This is a genomic window from Thermoanaerobaculia bacterium, assembly GCA_035593605.1.
Lineage (GTDB): Bacteria > Acidobacteriota > Thermoanaerobaculia > UBA2201 > DAOSWS01 > DAOSWS01.
Window position 1 is genome coordinate 1 of the sequence record DAOSWS010000024.1, and the last position, 24,329, is coordinate 24,329.

Consider the following 24,329-nt stretch of genomic DNA (forward strand, 5'->3'; position numbering starts at 1 on the left):
AACCTCAGGATACACGCCGCTTTTCTCTTTTTCCACACTTTTTGAGGGTACCTCTATCCGGATTACTTGACAGTTAAATTTAATGTCATGGCATTAAGTTATGAAGATGGAAAGGTAAATGTCCAGGTCAATACAGTAATAGACGCTTCAGTAGCGGGTGTGAAAGTCACTTGCTACTCAAATGGGAAATTGGAAAACATGATTTTTTCCGCTATTGATAAGATGGTAGAGTAGCTATTAAGTCATTATGCTTTGTGTTTTAGGGTTCTGTTAGGTGATAGATTAAATTAATAGAGTGAATCGATGCCTCGAGGAAAAGGAAAGACAATCAAGTATCCCGAAAAAGCCAGGGATGAGTTTATTGAAATAAATAAGTCCATGACATCTGTTACGGCATATGTTAATGGTGTAAAGGTAAGGATGATTGTGCAAAGACCTGAAGAGTGGTTGACGTTGTCCCACGGTGACCTTCATCAGAGCATATTTTTTCCTGCAATAGCAAGAGTATTTGGGGACTACATATGGCCTCAACTATATGACAAGGGTATAAGGGAGTCATTGAATCAGGTACGTATCAAAGCTGGAATATTAAGTGATTATTTTTCTGCTTACAAGATAATTGATAAATCAGAATGGCCAGAGCACATGAAAATACTTATAAGAGATGATTATCTTAGTTACTACGATGTTAACGTATGGGTATCTAAATCTATGGATGCCCTTGATGGGGAGAGGGTAAGATTCTGGGGATTATCGGGATTCAGAAGTGAAGTATCCGATTATGAGTATGGAACTCTTCTCAAGACTTATATATATGAAGGAAAGAAGATCCTGAAACAAATGCACCGTCAGGGAGAAATAGCAAATATTGGTGAAATACTAAACTATAGTCGGCTTAATAAGAACGAAGAAGTCACAAAGCAGGATCAATATGGATCTTGCGTAAAATCAATCATTGAGTTGATTTTGCACTCATATCAAATGTGCAAAGATGAATCAAAATGGGGAAACGAGAGGACGGAAATTGAAATAATCGTTCATGTTTTCAAGCGTATTTATCCAGATCTATTCAAAGACTAAATAAACAACAGAAAATAAACAACTTGAACCGTATTAAGAAATATTCTTAGATACGGTTCCCGCAATCATGCCACTAATCACCATACTAATGGTATGAAATCGCAATGCCATCCCCACAATCACCAGATCGCGTCAATGAAGGTAGATTGCTGATGCGACGGAAAGTCTGGTTCCAGGACCAAGTATTTGACGATATTAGCCGTCTTGTTGGTAAGTGCATTAAGATTACAATTCCTCAACCCATCCTGAAGTTCTGTGAAGGAAACCTGATTACTGCAACCTTTCTATCACAAATGATTTATTGGTCAGACAGAGGAGGTTCGAGGGATGGGTATATCTTCAAAAGATACAAAGAATGGGAAGAGGAAATCGGCCTTAGTGTTCACCAGATAAAGAAATCAGCGAGATGGTGCCAGGAAAGAGGATTTCTTGAGATTAAACTCAAGAAAGCCAACGGAGTACCCACGAAGCATTACAGGTTCCACTATGAAAATTTCACTACACAGTTTCGAAACTATTTGGAATCCGAAAATGAAAATCTTGAGAATCAGGATTCAAAAAATCAAGATTCATTAACAAAGATTACCCATACATTACAGACAGAGACTACTCATAAATTGAATCAGGACACTGAACAGAACACCCCCCACGCATCCTTTGAGAGATGCGTTGGGGGTGTTCGAAAGGAGGTGGACTCAACACTTGGAAATGGTAGTGGGTTCCAATCGTTGGGTGAAATCTTCCGTATGATTCAGTTGACGACAGACCTTGAAGAGGAGCATTTAAAAAATACCTCTGAAGTCACAAAGAGTAAGAAAGAAAAAAATGATAGCCATCCCGACGAAGAATTGATGGAAAGGAGAGATTATGCGCGAACATCTAACGCCAATTAAAGCCATCCGTGCAAAGTGCCTCGATTGCTGTTGTGGACAGCACAAAGAGGTCCGGCTATGCGATTGCACAGATTGTGACTTGCATCCATACCGGATGGGGAAACGGCCAAAGAGGATCGGGAGCCAGGAAAATGATCAGCAAAATTAACCTTGAACCGGAAGATATCGAGGCGATTGCAATAAAGCTTGTGAGTATATTTGAAGATCTTATAAAAAAAGAGATTCAGTGGAATCAACCATCAGAGTTGATGGATGTCCGGTCTCTGGCTTCCTTCCTGGGTGTGGAGCCGTCCTGGGTGTATAAGCAAGTAAGGCAGTCTGGTATCCCATTCTTCAAGGTTGGAAAGTACACCAGGTTTCGACGGTCGGACATTGAGCGATGGATAGAGCGGAACAAGAATTGATAGATCATTACTTATCTCGACCGTCTGATTCCAAGTCAGATGCGGGAATTGTAAGTCCTTATTTATGAGAGTGAACTATGGCACTGTATAGTGAATTGTATTGTATTTTCGGACTTGACGTACCTAACAGAGTTAGATATACTTGGTTTATGCAAGAGTGGACATCCGGGGAAATACGGGAGTTTCGCAACCATCTCCAGATGACCCGTGCAAGATTCGGGGAAATGATCGGAGTCTCAACCAATTATGTCTACATGCTGGAAAAGGGGTTGAGAATCCCAAGTAAGACTCTCCGCATCCTGCTCGACCATCTGAAGAAATCCAAGGAAAAGGAGGTCCCTACCCGTGACTAAAGGACTATACCAGCGTGGAAATATCTGGTGGATTAGATACGCTGGCCCGGATGGTCGCATGATTTATGAATCGTCCAGAAGCAGGAATCGGAAGGATGCAGAGGAGTTGCTGTACCGTCGAAAGCTTGACGTCAGATCAGGGGATTTGCACGATATTGTGAGGATAAAGAGACATAAGTTTTCCGAATTGGCAGAGTCCTACCTCTCCTGGTGTACTCCACAGAGAAGTTACAGAGACAAGCAGTGGATGGTGGGCTTTCTCGTCAAAAAATATGGGGGCTTACCCCTACAAAAATTCGGAACAAGGCAGGTTGAACACCTACAGACGGAATTATTGAATGATGGGAAAAAACCTGCAAGTGTCAATCGTATCCTGCGGACCTTGAGCCACATGTTTACCAAGGCAGTAGACTGGGAAATGGTAGACAAGACGGTACATGATCGGATCCGAAGAGTAAAGATGTTGCCGGAGGACAACAAGAGATTGCGTTATCTCACCCTGGAGGAGTGCCATGAGTTACTCCGTGTTTGCGATGATCACCTTAAGCCCATCGTTATCATGGCCTTGAATACCGGGATGAGACGAGGTGAAATCCTCAACCTGCGATGGGATAACATCGACATGAAGAATGGTTTTATTCTTCTAGATCAATCCCAGACCAAGAACAAGCAACGACGGGAAATCCCGATCAACGACACGGTAAGGCAGACTCTGCAATCTATCACAAGAAGATTGGACGTACCTTATATTTTTATTAATCCAGGGACGGGAAAGCCATTCAGGGAGATTAAGAACGGTTTTTGGTCTGCATTGCGAAGAGCAAAGATCCAGGACTTCAGGTTCCACGATCTCCGGCATACGTTTGCCTCTCATCTCGTCATGTCAGGTGTGGATATTGCGACCGTCAAGGATCTGCTTGGACATAAGACTCTGGAAATGACATTGAGGTACGCCCATCTTGCTCCCAGTCACAAGATAAATGCCGTAACAATTCTGGATAATCGCTTGAATGAATCCCAACTATACAAAAACTATACAGTCGGGAGTTAATTGGTTATGGTCGAAATGGGAAAAGTGCCTGATATTATTAGTGCCCCCGGCAGGACTTGAACCTGCGACCAACTGATTATGAGTCAGCTGCTCTGACCGACTGAGCTACAGGGGCGTGGAGCCATAGTGTACCACGTCTTTCCTGTCTTCGTCCTGCTCCTTATTTTTCCCGGGAGGTGTGTCGGATTGACCTTCAATCACGTATAATCCAGGTCAGGTATGGTCATCCTTGGAATCCTGTCGTTAGCCGTCGCACCGGGTCTCTTCTGGCTATGGTTCTTTTACGCGCGCAGTCGGAGAAGGCGTCGTCCACCCCGTCTGGTTGGCCGCGTGTTTGTCCTGGGTATGATCTTTTCCCTTCCGGTTATTATCCTGGAATCGCCTTTTTTATGCTGCGGGGTCATCCTAGCCATCTATGCCGCACCGCTCATTGAGGAACTGGTCAAATTTTATGTCGTCCACCAGGGGGTTGCGTACAGAAAAGAATTCCGGGAACCCATGGACGGAATCATTTACGGCACGGCCGCCGCGCTTGGATTTGCTACTGTCGAAAATATCTTTTACATTATCCAGGCCTACCTTCTGGATACCCTTGTGGCGACTGCAGTCCTCCGTACCGTTCTTTCCGTCCCCGGCCACGCGCTATGGGCTGTGATGTGGGGCTACCCCCTGGGGATGGCTGCGTTTTTACCTCGATCTGAGGCCGTGAATGCCACGATTGTCGGGCTTATTCTTGCCATTCTCTGCCATGGAGCCTTCAATCTTTTTGCCGTTTTCACCCCTTTCATGGGGCTGGGTCCCTTTCTGGTGATCGGGATTTCCTGGCTCATCGCCCATCGATTCATCCGGAAGGCTCAGGCGTTCGTGGTGCCACCACCTTACCAGCGTGTATGGGAGCCGAAAAAGGCGGATTGATTTTTCCTGCTTCAGGTCGTCTCTTTCGAAACAACAGGTTCCGTCGTCTCTTCCTCCGGCTCGTCATCCGGATGCTGGGGGTGGAGGATTTCTTCAAAGACGAGGAGGATCCTTCCCGTAATCGCCAGAACGATCGGGCCGACGAAGATCCCCATAAAGCCAAAGGCCATGATGCCTCCGAGAGCCCCGATGAAAACGAGGATCAGGGGGAATTTGCTTCGACCGGAGATCAGGATGGGGCGGAGAAAGTTATCCAGGCTGGAGACGAGAATCCCTCCCCAGATTGCCAGAATCACTCCTTTGGTGACAGACCCTGTTGCCAGGAGGATGACGGCACCCGGGAGCCAGACCAGGGCGGCTCCTCCTACGGGAAAGAGGGCGAAAAAGGCCATCAGGGTTCCGAAAAAGAGAGGTGAGGGAAGGCCCAGGATTGCAAACCCGATTCCCCCCATAATCCCCTGGACGATTGCGGTGAAGAAAACACCGAAAAAGATCGCCTGAAGCATTCGGTAAATGTCCTGTTCCATCTGGCGGCATCTCCAGTTCGGCAGAGGGATGAAGGTGCGCAGGCCATCCAGAATCTTGGGACCATCCCGGTAGAGCATAAAGATGAAGATGGCGGTCATGAAGATTCGGAAGAGAACGATAAAGGAGTTTTTAAATATGGCACCGGCAATAGCCGCCGTTTTCCGGGACACGGTCGATACGATCTGGCTGATTTCAATGTTGAGCTTTTCCAAAATCGGTTTCCCTTGGTCGATCACAAAGGCCAGGGTTTTGTGACGCTTGAAATTCTCCTGCCAGTTGGGGTCTTTCAGTGTTTTCTCCACGACGGGATAGAGATCCGTCGCTTCGTTCACCAGGTGGGTGACGAAATAGGCAAAGGGGAGGAGGATGAAGATCAGCATGAGAGCTGTGAAGAGGAGCGCGGTGAAGCTGCGGGATTTGACCTTGCAGCACACCTTCTCGTAGAGGGGCCAGGATAGGATGACAATGATCGAAGCCCACAGGAAGGACTGGATGAAAGGTATAAGGATCTTTGCCAGCAGATAGAAAAGAAGCACAAGGAGCGATGCCGTCAGGCTGGTAACGACAATCTTACGCGATTTCATGAAAAACCTCCTCCGCAACCTGTCGGCCATGGTCTATGGCCTGGTTGATTCTGGTCTTGCTGAACTCCAGTGTACCGCACAGGGGGATCCCGGGAGAATAGACATAGAGGGTCACGTTGCGGTACCGCTCGGCCTGCTGGTTCTTTCGCCGACAGATTTCGATGTCGGAACGGACCATTTCATCCATCAGGATGTCGAGGCTCCGTAAAACGATGTTCATGGGGTGCCTGTAATTTTTCTTTTCGGGAACGAAGTTTCGATCCTGACAAAGGATGACGTGGATTTCTTCGGCTCCCCATTCGATGGCCTCCGCCAGGGGGGCGATATTGCGAATGCCCCCGTCCACCATGGGATCACCGCCATCTGCAAGAGAAACGGGCGGGAAGGCGAGGGGGATGGCCGTCGACGCAAGGATGCAGTCGGGAAGCTTTGGATGGTCCTGGTCGGCGACGGAATATGTCCCGCTGACCAGGTTGACCATGCCGATCCGGAGCTGGATACCTGAGTGTTTGAGACGATCGGAGTCCACATTCTCCCGGATTATGTGAGAAAGGGGGCCTGGATCATAGAGAGAGGAGGCTCCAAAAAGGGGAGAGAGGAAACCCAACAGGCGTTTCGTATAGACATCCTTCGACGATTTGATCTGCTGCCACATCTTTACCATCTCCGGAATCTGATTCTGGGCCACCATGACCGCGTTTAACGCCCCTACGGATACACCGGAAACAAAACCGAAGGCAATATTTTTTATTTGGAGGGATTCAATGACACCGGCCTGAAACGCCCCTTTTGCCCCGCCTCCTGAGAGGACGAGGGCCCGCTTCACTCCGTTTCCTCTTGGTTCAGGGCATGGACTGTTGAAAAGAGATAATGAAACCCGGAAATCAGTGTGATCGCGAGAGTAAGACCGAAGAGGGGGTCCAGTAGAATTGCAGCCTGTTTCACCACATGGGCAAGCAGAACGGTGAAAACGGTAATAGCCTGAAGGGTTGTGGAGATTTTACCCCAGATTGTCGGGTCGAAGTTTTTCCTCCCGGTCACGACGTGAATAATCAGTGCAACCATGACGATGGAGACATCCCTCGATATGACCAGGATCGTCAACCAGATAGGAATCGTGTATTCCGCGTTGGGAAGGTGGATCGTGAGCGTCAGGAAGGATGCTGTGAGAAGGATTTTGTCAGCCATGGGGTCCAGGAATTTCCCCAGCCGGGTCTTCATCCCCCAGATCCTGGCGGCCATACCGTCCAGCGTGTCCGTGAGCCCGGCGATCGCAAAGACGATCAGGCCGACAAGATAGTTTCCTTCGGTCAGAGCCACCACGAAGAATGGAGTCAGAGAGAGACGGAAAAAGCTCAAAATATTGGGAACATTGAAGCTGAGGCGCAGTTTGTATTTAGTCACGCTCCACATCCTCATTACGGAGGAGGATCTTTTTTCCTTCCGCCCGAATCAATCCCTGCCTTTGGAGTTCCTTCAGCATCCGGTTCACGGTTTCCCGGGTCGTTCCAATTGCATGGGCGATTTCCAACTGGGTGGGGCGGGTAACCTGAATCATCCCTTCCGGGGTCGCTGTTCCTCCCGCCCGGGCAAGCTTTCTTAAATAACCCGCAAGCCTTCCGCAGACATCGATATAAACCAGGCTTTCAATTAGAGCGTTAGCATTGGCGAGGCGGGAGCAGACTTCTTTCAGAATGCTGGAAGCCACTTCGGCATCATTTCTGACAATGGAAATAAAATCTCTTCGATAGACCTTCAGGACTGTCGTGGGGCTCAGGGTTGTCACGGTTGCCGTTCTGGGCTCATCGATTAAGAGAGCCATTTCTCCAAAGAAATCGCCCTTCTTTAATTGCGACAGCATGATCTCGCGGCCATCCGCAGTCATTTTACTCACAGAGACTCGTCCTTGAACGATCACAAAGAAGACGTCGGCAGAGTCTTTCTCCCAGACGACGACCTCTCCTGTGTTGTAGGACGACTTTACGGCCGTCCGGGCGATCCTCTGTGTTGCCTCATCGCTCAGGTTTGAGAAGAGGGTTACGTTTTTAAAGAGTTCACGATGTTCCATGGCTGCTCCATGCAAGGCTCTCTAATAGATCGGCCGCTTCCTCTCCGGAAACGGGGCTGCTGAGTTCCCACGAACCGGGAATGAAACCACAGGTCTTCATGGTTTCCCAGCTTTCCCCGCAGGGAGTAATTTCTCTCTGGGCCGCAAGAGCCAGGATTGAGGTCATGATCTCCTCTGCCGTCATGACCCGGTCGGCTTCAAAGCGATGATTCTCCATGTCAATAAAAGGAAAAAGACCGATGGCAAGAGAGGGAAGAACAAAGGAACTCTCCTTTCGGTCCAGAAGGTCCACCATTACGGGAGGGGTCGAGTGAGAATCGAGCCGGATATCGGGAAACTGCCATGCGATCAGGAGGGCAAATTGGACCCGGGTGAGGGCTTCACTGCGCAGGGCGTCGGAAAACATCGGCAAGAGATTGGAGAGCTCCCAACGCTTTTTCAGCTGATATAGCCTGCGGTTGAGCTTTGGGTTGTCCGGATCTTTTGCCAGTTCCGTGAGAACTTCCGAAAGGCGATCTTCCAGCGATCGGTTTCGGTTTCCGAGCCATGAGCGAATGGCTTCCGCCTTTTCGGGGTCTAAATCTTTCAGGGTGTCAGGATCAATCTCAGAGGGCGACTCCAGGGCGAGCCGGGCCATGGAGAGTGTTTTGAAAGCTTCGCTATCCCTCCAGGCTTCGGGAAAACGATCCAGGATTGATGAAAGTCGATTCCGGTCTTCGAGAATAAAAGCGTCCCATCCGATGTCCTGAAGCGATGCTTCACCACGCTCCCTTGACCAGGCTGCCAGATCCGTAATCCGTTGACGGCTCAGCCAGCTTTCCGGCAGGGTCTGTATGGATTCCCAGGCCGATTCATAGCGGCCGGTTGCGGCAAGGATTCGTGCGGAAAAGGCTTTCCATTCCGGTTCATCTCCTTTATGCGCGAGAAGCTTCACAAGGAGTGACTCGGAAGCTCCGGGAATTCCCTTCAACATGTTGTTGAAATCGATGAGGATGTAGACTTCCTCCGTGGGTGTATCGATGACCACGTCCCGCAGGACGGCGTCGGCGCGGGCGTAATGGCCTGCACAGATCGCTTTCCATGCCGTGGCCAGACGGCCTGAAGGTGTTCCGAACGGATAGGAGAATGAAAATGTTCTGCCGGATAGTTCTCGAGAACATTTATATTGTCCCCCGGTCGCACATCCCAGCATCACCAGGAGTGCGCTACAGAGGAAGATCTCAATCCATCGATGAATAGTTTTGCGGCTCACCGCTGTCAGGTTCTCCGAGAGTTACGGATGCGATGGCATGCTTGTAAATGAGAATTTCCTTCTGACGCACGCCCAGAACAACAGCATACCGGTCGAAGCGTCGCACCTTTCCGGTAAGTCGTTTCCCATTAATGAGATAAATATGGATCAGGGTGTTCTCTTTGCGCAGCTGGTTGTAAAACCCATCCTGCACATTCATGGGTGATTTGACCTGGGACATAGCAGACTCCTTCATATCATTGTTTTTCTTTCATTTCAAAGCCCGAGTACTCCTCGTCCTGCCTTTATAATACTCGAGAATTTGGACTTTGGCAACCTCGATATCTCTGCCGTCAAACCAGGTTACATGGCTCTCCTTCCGGAACCAGGTCATCTGACGCTTGGCGTATTTGATCGTGATGGATGCGATCGTTTCGATGGCTCCCTCCAGGTCTTGCCTGCCCTGAAGAACTTCAAAAATTTCCCGATATCCAATGGCCTTGAATGCGGGTTCTTCTCCCGTGCATCCCTTTATCAGGAGTGTGCGAACTTCATCCAGCCATCCCGATCTCACCATGGAGCGCACTCTCTGTCGTATTCTCTCGGCCAGGAGGGAACGTTCCATGGTGATGCCGATCTTGATGGAGGGAATCTGGTCCGCTGAGGTCGATTCTTCCCGGAAATAACTGGAAAGCGGGTGTCCCGTGTGCAGTGTGACTTCCAACGCGCGTTCGATGCGCTGGCGATCGGAAGGGGAAATGGAAGCGGCATAGGGCGAATCCAGGACTTCAAGCCATCGATAGAGCCGATTCCAGCCATTTTTTTCCCCGAGAGCTGTGATGGCACCACGAAGGTGCGCGGGGACAGGGGGAATGTCCGCGAGGCCTTTTAGAAAGCTTCGGATATAAAACCCGGTTCCTCCGACGAGAATGGGGGTTCGGCCGCGACGGCTAATCTCCCCGGCGATGGATCGGGCACGCTTCCCGAATTCTCCGGCGGTGAACTGAGCGTGAGGGGGCACGATATCCAGAAGGTGATGGGGGATTTCATTTCTCAGCGCTGCCGTCACCTTTCCCGTGCCGATATCCAGGCCCTGGTAAACCTGGAAAGCATCGGCATTGATAATCTCCCCACCCACATGACGGGCAAGGTGGATACCAACGTCACTCTTTCCGGAGGCCGTAGGTCCGAGTAAGATAATCAGCGGTTGTGGTCTTGGTATTCGTGGACCACCTGTCGCAGGTGGTCGGGACAGTAGAAGTCCCCTTTGGGAATTCGTTTGCCGCATCGAGCGCAACGATTGACCTTTGTCAGTTTCTGTACCGGTTTCAAGAGGCTTGTAAGAATGGATAAGATCAGGAGAACCCCCGCTCCGGCCAGGGCAAGATGAACGTATTGCTGAGTCAGGATCGTATCCCAGAAGGGGAACTCGGGCGTGAAAAATCGTCCGAGGTGAGCCGCCACGACCAATCCGAGAACGCCCAGACCCGCACTGCGCAAAAACCCAGTCATGGCTCTATTGTGGAGGATTTTGTCTCTACTGTCAATGTTCCTGCCTTCCAGGTTCGCCAGTCGCCTCACGTTCGATCGGAATGAGGATTTCATTGTGGCGCATAAAGAATGGCATGAAGGGAGGATCATATCTTGCGAAAACCGGCTGATCGAGGATCCGGTATCCATTTTTCCGGATCCAGATCTCCAGCTGTTCGAGGAATCTCGAATAGCGCTCGTGGGACCAGGTTCCAGAATATCGCAGGGCCGCAATCCTGCGGGCCGGAATTCTTCGAATGGTTATGGCCGGATCATCGGGAGAAGGAAGGGTTTCAAAGCTCAGATGGGAAGGCATGACAAAGCCGATTTTCCAGACAGCCGCCTCCGTAAGAGGAGTGCGGTTCTCTTTTTCCGCCGCCTCCTGTGTAACCGGTGCAGTCATTGCAATCTTGCGTTGTGATGAATTTTTTCCGGAGATATAACGGAAGAGCGGACGGAAGGCCATGGATCCGGCTTCCTCAAAGAGAGATGTGATTTCCATTTCTGCCACGGAATAGGGTTCATACTGGCGAATTTCGATCGGGCCGTCTTTTTGAACGATTGTATAGGGAATCGTTTCCGCAGCCATAAGTCTAGATTTCTCCTCTCCGGGAACCAGACTGAACAGAATCATCAGCGTAAAGTGAAAGATGAACGAATATTCTGACCATGTTCTCATACACATGCTTCGAACAGAATCGCTTTGCTGACTATTCCAGTAGATATAATTCCGTCATGAAAATGGATGCCGAGATGCAGAGATATGGAGGAAGGATTTCAAGGGTCAGCCGAATCAACGAATAGAGCTTCACCGTCGTTGATACCGCCGTAAATTACGCCATGGCTGACATAGGCTCCACTGATGGTGGTGTTTGAAGTTGTTATGGGCTCAATTCTTGAGTCCAGCAGGCCCGGGTCCTTCCACATGTAAGCAAAAATCGAAGGGAAAAGGTCCTGCAGTACGACGATGTTGTCATAGTCATCAAAGTCGCTGGCTGGCCACCGTATCGCAAGGAAGGTGCCGTACCGATCCTGAATGTCCAGGCGGTTGATTTCCGAAATGTCATAATGATTCCCGGTTTTTTCACAATTCTTTGTTAAATAGGGGCCATGATCCCCGGCGATGATCACGATGGCTTCGGGGTCGTGTTTGACTAATATGTCAATATCCCCACGCATTTCACGATTTGCGCCTTTCAGCCTTTCCGCATATAGCTTGACTTCGTCCGGCTGGCACTTTCCTGAATTCTGGCTATGGCTGGGAATGTTTGAATGGGTGTACAGAAGCCTGGGAATGGTGGAATGAAAGGAGAAAATTTCTCTCTTCTTTTCGACATAGCCGGTCCGGGAAACGTAATCGAAATCGATATCGAATCGAAATTCTCCGACAAAGATGGCGCGAACGAGTGTCCGGGTCGAAAAGCTGTCGCCCGGGACTGAATGATCATAACTTGAATGGATTCCCTGAAAGAAATAGGATGAGGGAAATATGCCGTACGTTTCATAGCCAAACTTTTTTAATAGGTTTTGTACAACCCCATCACCCGATATGCCTTTCCGGGGTTTGCCGTAATAGTCAAAGGACACGTTGAACACCCGGCTCATGGTCCCAACCGAAAATGCAGCGACGGAATAGGTCAGCGGATAGATCGTAAAACCATGATCTTCTAAATATTTCTCCTGATCTCGATTGTCAATTCCATGAGCCGACAGAGTCTCGCATCCGACGTACGCATCATAAATAAGGAGGTAGATATTGGGAGTCATTTCCGGTTTTCTGTTATTCACCAGCTTAACCAGAGCATTGTTGGTGGAGTTCAAGCGGTTCGAAGGTGTGAGCGTATCCCGGCTGTAGAACTGAAAGGCTCCATTGGAGATAAAGTAAATCGTGATCAGGGTGTAGAGAAAGGTCCGAAGCTTGAAATGAAACAGGATTGAAAAGAATATCCAGAGGCCGGCAAAGAGTGCCAGCTGAGCGGGGAAATATCCTGCAAAATGCCATGCCCGCTCGGCAGCCAGTGAGGCCATATCGGTGATTGTGTACGTGTAGGCTAATCCGAGGCTTATTAAGGATCCGGTTGAGCCGGAGAAACGGAAAAGATACGGGATAAATAAGAGAGGGACAGAAACGAAGAGGATAAAGAAGGCGGCAATATAAAAATAGTCATACCAGAAAAGGATATTTGCGTTGTGGATCATGTATTGTGCGACGGGGGTTAATGGGAACAGCAGAAGTGATAGGTCGAGAGGGGAAAATCTGATGTCCGCAGAAGTTTTGATCCGGAATGGAATCTTCCGCATGATGAGAAGAGTGACAAATGTGGCAGAAAGAAGAACGAGCACGAGAGTCACTATGGGAATAAGGTTACGAATAAACACTCGATTGATTCCACCCGGAAGAAAGGCGGAGGATAAAAGCAGATAGAAAAAAAGAATTCCCAGAGGGATCAGGACCCTGGTCAGAATATATTGAGACGTATTTTGTCGGTCCAATGGACGCTTCAGGAGATTAAGCATATCCAATGGATCCCTTGCTCCGTATCAACGGAAAGTTCAGAACCCTTCCAGCATACTGGTGATCAGAGATTGGGCGAAGGATTGCGATAATTCATCCACGGCCTGAAAGAGGCGGTCATAATAATCTTCGGCTACGGTGCCCACGCTGTACTGTTCCCGAAAGGTAAAGGAAGGGTTTTCCCAGACCGGTTCATCCTTCCCAACCTGGTGAAGGCTGACCTTGAGCTGAATCGTGAGCTGGTAATCGGTCGCACGGCCGTCAGGATCCAGCGCCATGGGGGAAAGGCCGAAGGAGGTGATTACACCCTGAAGAATCGCGTCGGCATCTTCAGGTGCGGCTGCCACCCGGTACCGGCCCCGGGCGACAAACTCGTCCGCTACGGCTGCCGTCAGACGAAGTTCCAGCTCGGGTTGTCCCGTCTTGTTTTCAAAGGTCGGAATATAGATCGAGTGGATTTCCTTCGGAAGGGTGCTGGATTGGCCCACCAGGTGATAGCCGCAGGCTGCCAGGAGAAGCGTCAGGATGGAGAAGCTGATCGTTCGCATCAGATGACGAAATTTACCAGTTTTTCCTTCACGTAAATGACTTTTCGAATCGGGCTGTTTCCGATATGGCGCGCGATGTTTTCGCATTCACGGGCCATGGTCTTGATCTCTTCCTCCGGCGTGCCGCGATCGACTTCGAACTGATCACGGAGCTTGCCATTCACCTGGATGACGATGGTGACACGCTCCTCCTTGGCCAGATCGGGATTGTAGGCCGGCCAAGGCGTCTCCATCAGGGAGTGTTCGCCTCCATAGATCTGAAATACTTCTTCGGTGATGTGAGGGGCAATCGGATGGAGGAGTTTACACATTGCCTTGACCGTATCAATTTCCAGCTTCTTGTCCCGGACCTTTCCCTGGTGGTAGGCGGAAAGTTCGTTCAACAATTCCATGATGGCGGATACGGCGGTATTGAAATGAAACTTTTCAAAATCGCGGGTTGTTTTCTTAATGGTCGTGTGGAACTTTCGGAGAAGTCGGTTTTCCGCCTCTCCAAAAGTACAGTCTTCTTCGGTTCCTTCCCGAATGTCCATCGCAAGGTTCCAGAAACGGTTCAGGAAACGGTATGCACCGATCACACCTCGGTCATTCCATTCGGCATCCTTCTCGGGTGGACCGATGAAAAGCGTGTACAGCCTCTCTGTGTCGGCCCCGTACTCCCGGATCAGTTCGTCGGGCGGAACGACATTTCCCTTGGATTTCGACATCTTCTCCAGCTTCTGCGTGGTTTCGGAGAACTTGTAGATCATACCCTGAGTAAAGAGACGGGTGAAGGGTTCTTCGATACTGATCATTCCGATGTCATGCAGGACTCTGCAGATAAATCGTGAATAGAGCAGATGGAGAATGGCGTGTTCGATTCCTCCGATGTAAAGATCGATGGGGAGCCATTTGTCAGCCAGGGATCGATTGAACATTCCCGACCCTTCCTTGGGGGTGATATATCGCGCGTAATACCAGGAAGAATCGACAAAGGTGTCCATGGTATCCGTTTCCCGGCGGGCGGGTTTTCCGCAGGCAGGGCAGAAACACGTTAAAAACTCTTCTGAAGAAGCCAGCGGATTTCCGGAACGTCCCGTCAGTTCTACCTCGGGAAGGAGAATGGGGAGGTTTTCCTCCTTCTCCGGGACAATGCCGCATGCATCGCAGTACACCATGGGAATGGGAGTTCCCCAGTAACGCTGGCGGGAGATAAGCCAGTCACGAAGCTTGTAACGAACCATGGAGTTTCCGCGGCCCTGTTCGGCCAGCCGGGCGGTGATGGCTTCCCTGGCATCTTCGGAATCCATGCCGTCGAACTCTCCGCTGTTGATCAGTTTGCCGGGACCGTCATAGGCGCAGTTCCCGTCAAACCCATTCTCTTTATGGATAACTTCAACGATGGGGATATCGTAGGCCCGGGCAAACTCGAAATCTCTCTGGTCATGGCCCGGAACCGACATGATAGCTCCCGTTCCATACTCCATAAGGACAAAGTTGGCGATCCAAACCGGCATCTTCTTTCCCGTCAGGGGATGAATGGCATGGACGCGTGCCTTGATACCCTTTTTCGCCGTGTCTTCAGGGTCACGGGTGCAAAGTTGCTTCAACTTTTCCTGCTCTTCCGGGGCCACCATCTTCTCCGCAAGGGGATGTTCCGGTGCAATGGCCAGGAAGGTGGCGCCAAAAAGAGTGTCCGGCCGGGTGGTGAAAACAGTTACCGATGTGTTCAGTTCCGGAATATCAAATTGGATATCCGATCCCGCACTGCGTCCGATCCAGTTTCGCTGAAGGGTGAGAACCCGTTCCGGCCATTGAACGAGGGTGTCGAGGCCTTCGAGCAGTCGGTCCGCGTACCGGGTAATCCGAAAGAACCACTGCTCAAGCATCTTTCCTTCCACCAGGGTGCCGCATCGTTCACAGCCGCCGGCAACCACCTGCTCGTTGGCAAGAACGGTCGTGCAGGAAGGGCACCAGTTAACGGGGGCGTAGGAACGATAGGCCAGATCGCGTTTGACCATCTGCAGAAAGAGCCACTGGTTCCAGCGGTAATAGTCCGGGAGGCAGGTCGTGACTTCCTTGGACCAGTCATAGAGAATACCCCATCGGTAGAACTGATCCTTCATACGTTTGATGTTTTCGAGGGTCCAGGTTCGGGGATGGGTTTTATTCTTTATGGCAGCATTTTCCGCGGGAAGCCCGAAAGCATCCCATCCCATGGGATTCAGCGCTCTCCTGCCCCGCATCTGGAAGTACCGATATACGGCATCACCCAGGATGTAGTTCCTCCCGTGGCCGACGTGAAGGTTTCCGGATGGATAGGGGAACATCATGAGCATGTAGAATTTGTCCGTGACCTTGGAAGTATCCACATAGGCCACGTTTCTGCCATGCCAGAACTGTTGCCAGCGCTGTTCGATCGTTTGAAAATCGTATTGTCGGTCGGTCATTGAATGGGAAGCAGCTCCGTAATAGTCTTGATCAGATGGGACGACTGGATCGGCTTTGCGATATAAGCGTTGGCACCCAGGGCCAGGCCCCTCTGTTTGTCTTCCTCGGCACCTTCGGTCGTGATGATGATAATCGGAATCGTTTTGAGATCCGGATTTTGACGGACCAGGGAAACGAGCTTGAGACCATCCATGACGGGCATGTTGATGTCTGTCAATATCATGTCGACTTTATCGACCGAAAGCTTTTTCAAAGCATCCACTCCATCCACAGCCTCCACGATGCGGCAGTTTTTAAACCGCTTCAGGGAGAAGGAGATCAACTGACGCATGGTGGGCGAGTCTTCTACGACGAGAAACGTTATGCCATCCATGGCGTCTCCTACGATGAAGTGGTCAACAGTTCGAGGAAGCTCTGGATGGTGGTGAGCTTCCGTTCGGACTGGGAGTAGAGCTTGGCGGCGAAAATGGCTGTCGCGGCCTGGCCGGCAAGTAAAGAGAAAAGTTCATAGTCAACGGCGGAAAAGGAATCTTTCTGTTGAAGAAGCCGGTAAATCACGATGGTGCCGATGACGTGTTCCTTGATTTTAAGGGGTATGGCGACGAGGGGATTGAGAAGATCGACCGGCGCATCGGAAGGAGCCTGGTTAATGAAATAGCTTTCTCCCGTTTTGGCTACCTTACCGATGGCTCCTTCCCCTACCTTGATACTCAGGGTGTCCATACCGTCAATCATCTCCGCGCCTTCACAGGCCAGAGTCTTCAATTCGTTCGTCTTTTCATCGACCAGCATGATGGAAAATGCTTCTGATCCAATGAGGTTGATTACGATTTCCACGACGATCTGCAGGACTTCCTGGAAATCAAGGGTGGAATGGAGCTGGTAACTGGCCACGTACAGATTCGCCAGGTTGTTATTCTGCTCTTCGATTTCTATATACCGGGAAGCGAAATCTTTATTTTCTTCTTCGACCTTGTGGTGGGTCTCGAGAAGCATTTTATGCTCCTCTTCCAGGTCGGAAATTCGTTCTCGAAGCCGGGCCACTTCCTTCGCCAGATTGTCCTCGTGCTGACCGGAACGGGTATCTTCAATGGAAGCAATTTTGTGGCGCAGCCGTTCATTTTCTTTCATCAGCTCTTCGGTGAAGGCCTTCCCCTCGTTAAAGAGACGAAGAAATTCCTCCCCGCGCTGAAGCGCGTTCCGCTGATGATTTTTCTCGTCAGACATGGGAGATACTCCTAGTCATGGTAGACGGTATTGTACCATACCTGTCCGAAGCGGACAACGAACCTTTCCGGGATGATCGATCGTCCGCATGGAATGTTTTTAAACGACGTTATCTCAGGGTGTTGCTGTAGCTGAAAGCCTTCGGCAGGGGATACCCTGAAGACTGCGGGCAAGTAAACGGATGTGATCGGGTGTCGTGCCGCAGCAGCCCCCCGCATAGTTCAGTAACCCTTCCCGGGAAATCAGGGTCATCGATCGGACAAAAGTATCGGGATCCGCAGGGTAGCTCCCGCCCGAATCCGGAAGCCCGGCTGAAGGGCGCAGGGCCAGAGGCAGGGTGGTGGATCGAGCGAGGATGTCCATCACGGGTTTCACATCATCAAGGATGGAAATGCAGTTGACGCCCAGAAAGAGGGGAGAGATTGTCTCTGCGAGATGGATCAGGGTCTTCACATCTTCTCCAGAACTCAGGCTTCCTGCCGGATTCACGGCAAGACTGACGGCCACTTCTACGGGCCTTCCTGATGAGCGGATCTCCTGAATTGCTGAGAATGCCTCGATGGCCAGGGCGGTGTGGTGGAGAGTCTCCAGGAAGATCAGGTCGGCTCCTCCCTCGAGAAGAGCTTCAATCTGGATTCGGAATCCAACGCGCACATCGTTCCCTGACGGATGAGAGGCTTGGACAGGGGGGAGGCCTACCGAACCGGCGACCAGGGCGGGATGATCCATTTGCCCGACGGCTCGACGTGCGAGTCGTGCCGCACATCGATTGATTTCCTGCGCTTTTTCTGACAATCCTGCATCCTGCAGAGTGATGGGATGAGCAGAAAAGGAATTAGTCGTGATCCACTCCGCCCCGGCCTGGATGTAGGATCTGTGAAGAGAGAGGACTTTCTCCGGTTCAGTGATGGAGAGGAGTTCCACCGGAGAATCCGGACGCAGGCGGGTAACGGGTGCGAGCATTGTCCCGACCGCTCCGTCCATTATCATGATGTGATCAGTGGGCAGGGAGCCTCCTGTCATGGCACTTCATCGTATCATGGGAGAATCGTAAGGAGTACGAAACGCATTCTGTGCGCCCGTGCTACACTCACCACATGGGCCGTCGACCCCGCTGCCACGTTCCGGGCGGAATATATCTCGTTCACCTGGAATCCGTTCCGGAAAGAATGCTCTTTCAGGCTCCCGAGGAAGCCTATACCTTTTATCAGATCCTCGAAGATGGCTTAAACCGTTTCGACCATCGGATCCATGCCTTCTGTCTCATGACGGGGGAGGTCTACCTCCTGTGTGAAATCGGCAGAATGCCTCTATCCGGAATTATTCAAAATGTATCGCTGCGCTATGCCCGGTACGTCAACCAGAACCGTAAACGCAGGGGAAGGCTCTTTCATGGTCGATACAGGGAAGTTCCAGTCGACCCTGAGTCCACTCTGCTGGACTATGTCATTTATGTTCACTTGAGGCCGGTCGAAGCCGGGCTTGTCGGGAATCCCATTCACTTCCGCTGGTCCAGTCATCGTGCCTATCTCGGTCAGGATGAGGTTTCATGGCTCTCGACCACGAAAACCCTTTCCGCTATTCATCCGGACCCTGCCGCTGCCCGGGCCCTCTATCTGACCGAATTGAATCGAAGGTCGGTTGCCGGTTTCAAGAGAGAGATGGAAGCATGGTTACCACCGGCACAGCCTGCATCGCCGGCGCAGCCTCCATCGCGCCGTGTCTACGAAAAGCTGCTCCAAACCCTTGGAAACCGACTCTATCCCTCAGAAACGATTGATCCAGGAGGACGGAGCCGCCAGGCAGACACTGTGCGTGCCTGTGCGGCTTATGTGGTTCGAAGAGTGCCGGCTCTCTCGCTTGTTGGACTGGGATCCTGTCTTTCCCGGAGTTGTGGAGCCCTGAGCCAGTCCGCATCGCGCCTGGAAAGGAAACTGGAATCGAAGGGAGGGGTGCAATCCATACTGGAAGACATCCTGGAGGAGTACAGTTGATGTCCGGAGAGGAACGGTTACGAAGAGTAGTCGGCCCCCTTTTTCTCATACTCTGTCTTGGATCTGCGTACTGGATTGCTCCCGATTTTGGGCCCTATGATTTTCACACCTACCACACGGCAGGTGTACTTCTGGAGGAAGGATCCTCCAGTGATGCCATCTATAACGTCTCTTTCCTGCGGAATGCACACAAACGAATCCACGATCGTGCTGGACTGGGTCCATACTTTTACTCCCCTGTGACCCTGCCCGCTGCGAGAATCCTTGCCTTTGCAGATTCCGCTGAGTCGGCCGTACGGATGTACCGTGTCGCGATTTTTGTCATTCTCGGGCTCGTTCTCGCGGGGTTGGGTGTGCAGTCGGGATCCTGGCTGTGGCCGGCCCTGCTCGCCCTTTCCTATCCCGTTCAGTGCCAGTTCACCTACAATAACGCCACACCGGTTCTGACCGGCCTGATTGCGCTCTTTATCGTGGGAATCCGGGCTGAGCGATGGTTCCTGGCGGGGCTTTCCCTTGCTCTCGCCATGACCATCAAGCCCTATGTCGTTCTCTTCCTTCTCCCTCTTTTCCTGGCCCGCATGTTTCGCCCCATCCTCTGGACCCTGGGTGCTTCCTCAGGGGCGGTTCTGGTTTCTTTTGCGTGGAGTACGCCGTCGGCATGGATGGCCTGGGCGGATCAGCTGATCACCCGGGGCGCAATGGGAATCTACGCCATCTACAACAACCTGTCGGTTCCGGCCCTGATCGTGCGACCCTTTTCTCCGCGCGTTCTATGGGTCAAGCCCATTGCCTTCGGAGATTTTCCGGGATTGCCCTTTATGTTGCTCGCAGCCCTTCCGGCCCTGGTTCTCGTTCTCCTCCTCCGCAGAAAGTCCCTCCGGGAGCCGGGCTTTGGCGAGGTCATGATCTACCTCCTGCTCCTGAGTCCCTTCACCTGGGATCATGTTTATCTTTTCCTTTTGCTTGTCCCGCTCCTCTATCCGCGGCTTCTGAAAACAACCGCCCTGCTTATTGTCCCCACGCTTTTTTATTATCCAGTCCTTCAGATCCTCCTTTCCCGGGAAAGCTGGACTGTGGGCCTCTTTCTCCTGCTTCTCTATTTTCCCCTGGTCTCTATCATTCTGGGATGGAAGATGAAAGCCGAATCTCAGGATATTCAATGATCCTGCCATGGCGAAATGCATGATTTTGGGTATTCAACCACAGACGTAAGAGTGGTATGATTCTGTCATGGCAAGGATTATTTTGGGATTTTTTCTCGCAACCTTTCTATCTTTTACCCTGATGGCGTCCCTCGAACCGGCGGAATCAGGATTCTCCGTCGAGGGTGTCGATCTTTCGGTCGGGTCCGCCGTCATCCATCTGGAAAAGGGAACGGCGACACCGGTGACGGAGAAGGACGGAGCTGCCGGCTTTCTCTTTTCCGGGACGGGTACCTTCACGATGAAGGTCTCAGATCCCTTCGCTCTGCAGGTATTACCTTACAACCTCGAGCATGGCTCCCATCTTCCCGCCAGGGAATCCCCGGTGACGGAGCCCTTTACGGAAATTCTCTGTCTGGGGAACCCGGCAATGGACCTGATTCCTGACACGCTGGATACTCCATCCCCGGCCGGGGAGATGATAAAGGGAATGGCGGAATCGTACTTCGATCAACCCGTCTTTCAGATCGTTCCCTTCGCCCGGGCCGGGATTACGAACGGGACCGCCGAGCTTGGCTGTTATCTCAAGGGCAGGCACGATACGCTGATCTACATGCACGATCCGGTATGGCGTCAGCTGGAGATACTATCCGCTCTGGACACCAGCACGTTCCGAAGGAAGGGAAAGTCCAATCTTCTGATTCAGTACGATCTCGTCTCTCAGCCGCTGGGATGGAAACGTCCGGAGGCCCGACCCTCCACCCTCCTCATGACCGGCATGCTGTACGACATGGATTTTCGGAACATGTCGAACCTTCAGGGTACCTATACCGTCGGATACACCGCATCCCGGCCCGGATTGAAGGCCGTCCAGCTTGATCTCCTGAACCGGGTTTTCACGATCCAGGGGCAGGGATTGGACGGAAGGTCCCTCTTTCATGAAGAGGATGTGGATTATGAAACCACTTCTTACACGGTACTCGAGAAAACTCTTTCCGTAGTTGGTGTTTCCCTTCTGAATGGAAAATCTCTTGCCTATTCCCACAGCGGAGACATTCTGACAGTTCATCTCCCGGCAATTACTCGAGCCGGTGATACGGTTCAGCTGAAGATTGAAGTTAAGGGAAATGTCTTTGAACCGACACCGGAAGAGGGGAGCTATGTGGCGTTAAGCGGGGTTTCCTGGTTTCCCGCTCCATGTGACGGATACCAGTCGGTGGATGCCGTTTTTTCGGGAACGATTCGAACGAAGAAACCCATTCTGGCCTTTGCGTCCGCCGATGTCTTCGAGCAAAAAGAGGTGGGAGATGAAGCCATTTTTACGGGCAAAACCTCATTCCGGGATGATTACCACGCCCTTGCCATCGGAACGTACTTTCCCAAAACCTCTACGATCCGTGATGTGGATATCACCATTTCGTCCGCCGTTTTTGAAAACCAGAAAGCACAGGAGCTTCTCTCCGGCCTGACGGACGCCATTCTGGACATCTACACCCACTACCTGGACGCGTTTCCTTTCAAACATCTCTTTCTCATCGAGGGCAAGGGCCTCGGCTACGGTCACGCCCCCCCCGCGATGGTTTTCGCATCCGGAGAAATCTTCAACTCCCTGAAAGATGAAGAAACCCAGCTTTACTCCAAGGGAGCCAATGAGAGGTTTGCCCATGAAGTGGCCCATCAGTATTTCGGTCATATGGTGCGGGACCGTCAACCCGGGGATGAGTGGCTTACCGAAGCGGCATCCGAATACATGGCGGCCCTTTTCCTGAAGTTTCGATGGCATAAGAAGGATTTCAAGTATCTTTATACTTTCTGGTACAACCGTGTGAAGACCCGCACGGGTGTGGCTTCGCCCTATGCGGCTCACCTGCTGGACGGTCTCGATGCCGATACCTATCGTTGGGATCTCATTTACTGCAAGGGCCCGGTGATTCTCCATGCGCTACGTGATGAAGTCGGCGATAAGATGTTCTACACGATTCTGAGAAGCTTTCTGAAATCCTTTCCGCACCAGAAGGCTTCCACGGAAGACTTCATTGGGCTGGTCAATTACATCACGAAAAAAGAATGGCATCCCTTCTTTGAGAAATATGTGTACGGAATGGAGCTTCCTCCCAAAAGTTCATCGAACATGTAAGGTGTACACTCTCTCCTGATCGGTTTGACCTGCAGAGGTTTTCGTTCTTTTTACGACATCCAGGTTGGCCGGAATGTGGGAATTATCGCAGGCGGTGGGTGAGGGATGTCAGGGTCCGAAGTTCATCGTCGATCGTGCTGTTGAGTTGTTCTTCGGTGATTCTCCACTGCCAGTTTCCCTTCCGCGTTCCGGGGGTGTTCATCCGCGCCTTTTCATCCAGGCCCAGGAGATCCTGGGGAGTCAGAATGACCGTCCGGGCGACGGAGTGCATGGCCGCGGCGGTGAGGACTTTGTGAACGTTGCCGGCATGGACTTCGTTACCAAAGTAGTCGGACAGGCGCTGGCGGTCCGCCGGAGATGTTTCCTGGCGGTACCAGCCCGGGGCGGTGTTGTTATCATGCGTCCCGACGTATACCAGGGAACCCGGGATATGGTTGTGGGGAGCATAGGGATTGGTGGGGAGGCTCTCATCGAAGGCGAAGAGAAGAATCTTCATACCGGGAAAGCCGAATTGATCCCTGAGACGTTCCACGTCGGGCGTGATTACCCCCAGATCTTCCGCAATGATGGGAAGAGATCCGAGCTGGTTCCGTACCATCTCGAAGAAGTCAGATCCAGGTCCCGGTACCCAGCTCCCATGGATGGCCGTAGGCTCGGATGCCGGGATCTCCCAGTAGGCGGCAAATCCCCGAAAATGATCCAGCCGGACCACATCAAAGAGCTCCAGGGTGTGCCGCATCCGGTCCATCCACCAGCCGTATCCCTGTTCTTTCAGGTGTTCCCAGCTGTACACCGGGTTTCCCCATCGCTGGCCGGTCTTTGAAAAGTAGTCCGGGGGGACACCGGCCACCACCTCCGGTTTTCCTTTTTCATCGAGTTTGAACGCTTCCGGATGGGCCCAGACGTCGGCGCTGTCCAGGTCGACGTAAATGGGCAGATCCCCAATGATCCGGATGCCCCGTTCACCACAGGCCCGCTTCAGGTCTTCCCACTGTGAAAAGAAGAGGTATTGGATGAAAGCTTCATAGTCGATTATCTCCTGATGTTCTGCCGCAAACTGTCGAAGGGCTCTCTCCTCTCGATTCCGCAGGGAGTCGGGCCAGGTGGACCAGGGTTGTCCCGAATGGCAGTCCCGGATGACTTTGAAAAGCAGGTAGGTTTCCAGCCAGGAAGCATGGCGCTGACGGAAGTCCTCATAATCCGGCCGGGGAGCCTGATGCTGAAACGTTTGATAGGCTTTCTGAAAAAGAGGTTCTTTAACCTGGCGGGCTGCATCATAGTCGGTGATATGACTTGCTGTGTCAGAGGATCCGGGTATGTCGGCTTCGCTCAGCAACCCCTGGGAAACCAGGGCTTCGATACTGATCAGGAGAGGATTCCCGGCAAAGGCGGAGATGCTTGTATAGGGACAGTCTCCATGGACGGACTGGGTCGGTGTAATCGGGAGAACCTGCCACCAGGTCTGTCCGGACCAATCGAGAAAATCCAGGAATCGATAGGCTCCGGGACCAAGATCTCCCATGCCTGCCAGGGAGGGAAGTGATGTGATATGCATGAGGATACCGCTCGAACGCCTGTCCATGGTCTCTCCTTTCGGCCTTTCCAGTCCGATGAACGGATTGCAACTATTATCCCAGATTCTTGCTTACTCTGCCGAAACCTGCAAAGATGTCTCCACGCTATTTGTTGTGGAGAAGGA

The 24,329-nt window shown here is 51.5% G+C and carries 25 protein-coding genes and 1 tRNA gene; 9 read left to right on the plus strand and 17 right to left on the minus strand.

Annotation, left to right across the window (positions count from 1 at the left end; translation table 11 throughout):
• Nucleotides 1-303: 303 nt before the first annotated feature.
• The 5 genes from PLD04_11715 (at nucleotide 304) to PLD04_11735 (ending at nucleotide 3,781) form a co-directional block, all read left to right on the plus strand.
• On the plus strand, nucleotides 304-1,080 hold the full coding sequence (locus PLD04_11715; GenBank protein ID HXK69002.1) for a hypothetical protein: 777 nt from the start codon (nucleotides 304-306) through the stop codon (nucleotides 1,078-1,080).
• Nucleotides 1,081-1,232: 152 nt separating this feature from the next.
• Complete coding sequence (locus PLD04_11720) at nucleotides 1,233-1,973, plus strand: hypothetical protein (GenBank protein HXK69003.1); 741 nt, start codon at nucleotides 1,233-1,235, stop codon at nucleotides 1,971-1,973.
• Nucleotides 1,974-2,104: 131 nt separating this feature from the next.
• Nucleotides 2,105-2,377, plus strand: coding sequence for a helix-turn-helix domain-containing protein (locus PLD04_11725; GenBank protein HXK69004.1), 273 nt, complete (start codon nucleotides 2,105-2,107; stop codon nucleotides 2,375-2,377).
• 149 nt (nucleotides 2,378-2,526) lie between these two features.
• Entirely contained in the window at nucleotides 2,527-2,730 is a 204-nt protein-coding gene (locus PLD04_11730; GenBank protein HXK69005.1) for a helix-turn-helix transcriptional regulator, read from the plus strand.
• Nucleotides 2,723-3,781 carry a site-specific integrase gene (locus PLD04_11735; protein ID HXK69006.1) on the plus strand — a complete coding sequence of 353 codons (1,059 nt, stop codon included), beginning with the start codon at nucleotides 2,723-2,725 and terminating at the stop codon, nucleotides 3,779-3,781. The genes PLD04_11730 and PLD04_11735 overlap by 8 nt, the downstream gene beginning before the upstream one ends.
• Nucleotides 3,782-3,822: 41 nt before the next feature.
• Here the strand turns inward: PLD04_11735 and PLD04_11740 are convergent.
• Nucleotides 3,823-3,896 (minus strand) — tRNA-Ile (locus tag PLD04_11740).
• Nucleotides 3,897-4,000: 104 nt separating this feature from the next.
• Here PLD04_11740 and PLD04_11745 point away from each other — a divergent pair.
• Nucleotides 4,001-4,696 (plus strand): PrsW family glutamic-type intramembrane protease, encoded by a 696-nt coding sequence (locus PLD04_11745; GenBank protein HXK69007.1) that lies wholly within the window; start codon nucleotides 4,001-4,003, stop codon nucleotides 4,694-4,696.
• A gap of 11 nt (nucleotides 4,697-4,707) precedes the next feature.
• On the opposite strand, the gene PLD04_11750 is transcribed toward PLD04_11745, so the two are convergent.
• The 15 genes from PLD04_11750 to PLD04_11820 all read right to left on the minus strand — a co-directional run bounded on the left by PLD04_11750 (nucleotide 4,708) and on the right by PLD04_11820 (nucleotide 18,380).
• Nucleotides 4,708-5,808 carry an AI-2E family transporter gene (locus PLD04_11750; GenBank protein HXK69008.1) on the minus strand — a complete coding sequence of 367 codons (1,101 nt, stop codon included), beginning with the start codon at nucleotides 5,806-5,808 and terminating at the stop codon, nucleotides 4,708-4,710.
• Nucleotides 5,795-6,634, minus strand: coding sequence for a patatin-like phospholipase family protein (locus PLD04_11755; GenBank protein HXK69009.1), 840 nt, complete (start codon nucleotides 6,632-6,634; stop codon nucleotides 5,795-5,797). Before PLD04_11755 ends, PLD04_11750 begins: the two co-directional genes overlap by 14 nt.
• Nucleotides 6,631-7,212 carry a CDP-alcohol phosphatidyltransferase family protein gene (locus PLD04_11760; protein HXK69010.1) on the minus strand — a complete coding sequence of 194 codons (582 nt, stop codon included), beginning with the start codon at nucleotides 7,210-7,212 and terminating at the stop codon, nucleotides 6,631-6,633. The genes PLD04_11755 and PLD04_11760 overlap by 4 nt, the downstream gene beginning before the upstream one ends.
• Nucleotides 7,205-7,876: a Crp/Fnr family transcriptional regulator gene (locus tag PLD04_11765; protein HXK69011.1), complete on the minus strand. Its 672-nt coding sequence runs from the start codon at nucleotides 7,874-7,876 to the stop codon at nucleotides 7,205-7,207. The genes PLD04_11760 and PLD04_11765 overlap by 8 nt, the downstream gene beginning before the upstream one ends.
• Nucleotides 7,863-9,128, minus strand: coding sequence for a hypothetical protein (locus PLD04_11770; protein ID HXK69012.1), 1,266 nt, complete (start codon nucleotides 9,126-9,128; stop codon nucleotides 7,863-7,865). The genes PLD04_11765 and PLD04_11770 overlap by 14 nt, the downstream gene beginning before the upstream one ends.
• Complete coding sequence (gene hfq, locus PLD04_11775) at nucleotides 9,097-9,348, minus strand: RNA chaperone Hfq (GenBank protein ID HXK69013.1); 252 nt, start codon at nucleotides 9,346-9,348, stop codon at nucleotides 9,097-9,099. The genes PLD04_11770 and hfq overlap by 32 nt, the downstream gene beginning before the upstream one ends.
• Nucleotides 9,349-9,378: 30 nt before the next feature.
• Nucleotides 9,379-10,395, minus strand: coding sequence for a tRNA (adenosine(37)-N6)-dimethylallyltransferase MiaA (gene miaA / locus PLD04_11780; GenBank protein HXK69014.1), 1,017 nt, complete (start codon nucleotides 10,393-10,395; stop codon nucleotides 9,379-9,381).
• Nucleotides 10,308-10,619, minus strand: a complete 312-nt coding sequence (locus PLD04_11785; GenBank protein HXK69015.1) for a hypothetical protein — start codon at nucleotides 10,617-10,619, stop codon at nucleotides 10,308-10,310. The genes miaA and PLD04_11785 overlap by 88 nt, the downstream gene beginning before the upstream one ends.
• 31 nt (nucleotides 10,620-10,650) lie before the next feature.
• Nucleotides 10,651-11,271 carry a heme-binding protein gene (locus tag PLD04_11790; protein HXK69016.1) on the minus strand — a complete coding sequence of 207 codons (621 nt, stop codon included), beginning with the start codon at nucleotides 11,269-11,271 and terminating at the stop codon, nucleotides 10,651-10,653.
• 143 nt (nucleotides 11,272-11,414) lie between these two features.
• Nucleotides 11,415-13,154 (minus strand): hypothetical protein, encoded by a 1,740-nt coding sequence (locus tag PLD04_11795; protein ID HXK69017.1) that lies wholly within the window; start codon nucleotides 13,152-13,154, stop codon nucleotides 11,415-11,417.
• 36 nt (nucleotides 13,155-13,190) lie between these two features.
• Nucleotides 13,191-13,700, minus strand: coding sequence for an LptE family protein (locus PLD04_11800; GenBank protein ID HXK69018.1), 510 nt, complete (start codon nucleotides 13,698-13,700; stop codon nucleotides 13,191-13,193).
• Nucleotides 13,700-16,129, minus strand: a complete 2,430-nt coding sequence (gene leuS / locus PLD04_11805; protein HXK69019.1) for a leucine--tRNA ligase — start codon at nucleotides 16,127-16,129, stop codon at nucleotides 13,700-13,702. The genes PLD04_11800 and leuS overlap by 1 nt, the downstream gene beginning before the upstream one ends.
• Nucleotides 16,126-16,503, minus strand: a complete 378-nt coding sequence (locus PLD04_11810; protein HXK69020.1) for a response regulator — start codon at nucleotides 16,501-16,503, stop codon at nucleotides 16,126-16,128. Before PLD04_11810 ends, leuS begins: the two co-directional genes overlap by 4 nt.
• Before the next feature lie 8 nt (nucleotides 16,504-16,511).
• A complete protein-coding gene (locus tag PLD04_11815; GenBank protein HXK69021.1) occupies nucleotides 16,512-17,357 on the minus strand; it encodes a GAF domain-containing protein in 846 nt (281 codons plus the stop codon).
• A 114-nt stretch (nucleotides 17,358-17,471) separates the two neighbouring features.
• On the minus strand, nucleotides 17,472-18,380 hold the full coding sequence (locus tag PLD04_11820; protein HXK69022.1) for a homocysteine S-methyltransferase family protein: 909 nt from the start codon (nucleotides 18,378-18,380) through the stop codon (nucleotides 17,472-17,474).
• A 74-nt stretch (nucleotides 18,381-18,454) separates the two neighbouring features.
• Between PLD04_11820 and PLD04_11825 the strand changes: the two genes are divergently transcribed.
• The 3 genes from PLD04_11825 to PLD04_11835 all read left to right on the plus strand — a co-directional run bounded on the left by PLD04_11825 (nucleotide 18,455) and on the right by PLD04_11835 (nucleotide 22,630).
• Nucleotides 18,455-19,351 (plus strand): hypothetical protein, encoded by an 897-nt coding sequence (locus PLD04_11825; GenBank protein HXK69023.1) that lies wholly within the window; start codon nucleotides 18,455-18,457, stop codon nucleotides 19,349-19,351.
• The gene (locus PLD04_11830) at nucleotides 19,351-20,514 is read left to right on the plus strand and encodes a glycosyltransferase family 87 protein (protein ID HXK69024.1); all 1,164 of its coding nucleotides are present in this window, start codon (nucleotides 19,351-19,353) and stop codon (nucleotides 20,512-20,514) included. The genes PLD04_11825 and PLD04_11830 overlap by 1 nt, the downstream gene beginning before the upstream one ends.
• Nucleotides 20,515-20,581: 67 nt before the next feature.
• Complete coding sequence (locus PLD04_11835) at nucleotides 20,582-22,630, plus strand: M1 family aminopeptidase (GenBank protein HXK69025.1); 2,049 nt, start codon at nucleotides 20,582-20,584, stop codon at nucleotides 22,628-22,630.
• Nucleotides 22,631-22,712: 82 nt separating this feature from the next.
• On the opposite strand, the gene malQ is transcribed toward PLD04_11835, so the two are convergent.
• Nucleotides 22,713-24,212 carry a 4-alpha-glucanotransferase gene (malQ, locus tag PLD04_11840; protein HXK69026.1) on the minus strand — a complete coding sequence of 500 codons (1,500 nt, stop codon included), beginning with the start codon at nucleotides 24,210-24,212 and terminating at the stop codon, nucleotides 22,713-22,715.
• Nucleotides 24,213-24,329: the final 117 nt, after the last annotated feature.

Coding starts and splice junctions, on each gene's coding strand:
- PLD04_11715 (HXK69002.1), top strand. CDS start 304: ATGCCTCGAGGAAAAGGAAAGACAATCAAGTATCCCGAAAAAGCCAGG.
- PLD04_11720 (HXK69003.1), top strand. CDS start 1,233: ATGCGACGGAAAGTCTGGTTCCAGGACCAAGTATTTGACGATATTAGC.
- PLD04_11725 (HXK69004.1), top strand. CDS start 2,105: ATGATCAGCAAAATTAACCTTGAACCGGAAGATATCGAGGCGATTGCA.
- PLD04_11730 (HXK69005.1), top strand. CDS start 2,527: ATGCAAGAGTGGACATCCGGGGAAATACGGGAGTTTCGCAACCATCTC.
- PLD04_11745 (HXK69007.1), top strand. CDS start 4,001: ATGGTCATCCTTGGAATCCTGTCGTTAGCCGTCGCACCGGGTCTCTTC.
- PLD04_11750 (HXK69008.1), bottom strand. CDS start 5,808: ATGAAATCGCGTAAGATTGTCGTTACCAGCCTGACGGCATCGCTCCTT.
- PLD04_11765 (HXK69011.1), bottom strand. CDS start 7,876: ATGGAACATCGTGAACTCTTTAAAAACGTAACCCTCTTCTCAAACCTG.
- hfq (HXK69013.1), bottom strand. CDS start 9,348: ATGTCCCAGGTCAAATCACCCATGAATGTGCAGGATGGGTTTTACAAC.
- miaA (HXK69014.1), bottom strand. CDS start 10,395: ATGCGGCAAACGAATTCCCAAAGGGGACTTCTACTGTCCCGACCACCT.
- PLD04_11785 (HXK69015.1), bottom strand. CDS start 10,619: ATGACTGGGTTTTTGCGCAGTGCGGGTCTGGGCGTTCTCGGATTGGTC.
- PLD04_11790 (HXK69016.1), bottom strand. CDS start 11,271: ATGATTCTGTTCAGTCTGGTTCCCGGAGAGGAGAAATCTAGACTTATG.
- PLD04_11795 (HXK69017.1), bottom strand. CDS start 13,154: ATGCTTAATCTCCTGAAGCGTCCATTGGACCGACAAAATACGTCTCAA.
- PLD04_11800 (HXK69018.1), bottom strand. CDS start 13,700: ATGCGAACGATCAGCTTCTCCATCCTGACGCTTCTCCTGGCAGCCTGC.
- leuS (HXK69019.1), bottom strand. CDS start 16,129: ATGACCGACCGACAATACGATTTTCAAACGATCGAACAGCGCTGGCAA.
- PLD04_11810 (HXK69020.1), bottom strand. CDS start 16,503: ATGGATGGCATAACGTTTCTCGTCGTAGAAGACTCGCCCACCATGCGT.
- PLD04_11815 (HXK69021.1), bottom strand. CDS start 17,357: ATGTCTGACGAGAAAAATCATCAGCGGAACGCGCTTCAGCGCGGGGAG.
- PLD04_11820 (HXK69022.1), bottom strand. CDS start 18,380: ATGACAGGAGGCTCCCTGCCCACTGATCACATCATGATAATGGACGGA.
- PLD04_11825 (HXK69023.1), top strand. CDS start 18,455: ATGGGCCGTCGACCCCGCTGCCACGTTCCGGGCGGAATATATCTCGTT.
- PLD04_11830 (HXK69024.1), top strand. CDS start 19,351: ATGTCCGGAGAGGAACGGTTACGAAGAGTAGTCGGCCCCCTTTTTCTC.
- PLD04_11835 (HXK69025.1), top strand. CDS start 20,582: ATGGCAAGGATTATTTTGGGATTTTTTCTCGCAACCTTTCTATCTTTT.
- malQ (HXK69026.1), bottom strand. CDS start 24,212: ATGGACAGGCGTTCGAGCGGTATCCTCATGCATATCACATCACTTCCC.